Consider the following 1,106-nt stretch of genomic DNA (forward strand, 5'->3'; position numbering starts at 1 on the left):
CACATGGCCGTTGACGATAAGAAAGTTCGCATAAGAGGCACTTAGGCGTTCGCCAGCTTGTCGACTCATTCCTGAACTGGCGTCAATGCCATTGGCTTCGCGCTCGCTGTAATGCAACGGACCCGGTAATGGCAAACGGACAATTTCAATCTCGCGTCCTTTCGCATCTTGCTGCGATTTCAGTACTTGTTCCGCTTGACGAGATAACGCGTATTGCGGATCGCTTGGGTCATCGGTCCAACTTAGTACCACTTTACCCGGTGCGATAACGTGCATCAGGTTGTCAACATGGCCGTCTGTTTCGTCATTGAATAAACCATTTGGCAACCAAATGATTTTTTCGATGCCGAGATACGCCTTTAACTGCTCTTCGATTTGCGCTTTGCTCAATTGCGGATTTCGCCCCGGACTGAGTAAGCACTCTTCTGTGGTGTAAAGGGTGCCTTCACCATCGGTGTGAATCGCCCCACCTTCAAGTACAAACGGAGCGCGATAATAATCTATACCGATGATGTCGCACACCGAGCCAGCGACAAGATCGTCCTGCTGCCAGTTATCGTAAAGCCCGTTGTATTCGCCGCCCCACGCGTTAAATTGCCAACTAATCCCACGGCGCTCACCCGCCTGATTCACAAGCACGGTCGGTCCAATATCGCGCATCCACGCATCGTTAAATGGGATTTCCACCAAACGTACGTCTGAATGGAGCATTTGACGCGCTCGGTCAAAGTTGTGCGAGCATACCGCCACGCACACCTTGGTCACTTCCGCGATTAAGTTCGCGATTCTGGCAAAGGTTTCTTGTGCGGGTAATGCGTCATCACGCCAGTTGTCTTTCCTTTCTGGCCACGCTAGCCAAACTTCACTAACCGGCTGAAACTCAGCCGGAAAATAGAAGCCATCTTGCGCTGGTGTTGTCGATAACTTCATTTTAACGCCTCTTTAAACAGCTAGTTTACCAACGCTGGTGTAAAGGTCTGGACGACGGTCGCGGAACAAGCCCCACGCGTGACGCGCGTTCGCTGTCGTAGCGAGGTCGATTTCTGCGTAAATGATGGTTTCACCTTCGCGCGGTGCTTCGGCAAGTTTTGCACCAGTGTGGTCAG

General features: G+C 51.6%; 1 protein-coding gene and 1 pseudogene. Both read right to left on the reverse strand.

Annotation, left to right across the window (positions count from 1 at the left end; translation table 11 throughout):
- A partial coding sequence (gene aguA / locus R7070_RS26280) for an agmatine deiminase (protein WP_318141527.1) occupies positions 1-930 on the reverse strand: 930 nt, incomplete at its 3' end.
- A 12-nt stretch (positions 931-942) separates the two neighbouring features.
- Positions 943-1,106: pseudogene (locus tag R7070_RS26285) on the reverse strand (N-carbamoylputrescine amidase); the annotation flags it as partial.

Origin of the sequence: Vibrio sp. 1557, assembly GCF_033340175.1 — a bacterium.
Lineage (GTDB): Bacteria > Pseudomonadota > Gammaproteobacteria > Enterobacterales > Vibrionaceae > Vibrio > Vibrio alginolyticus.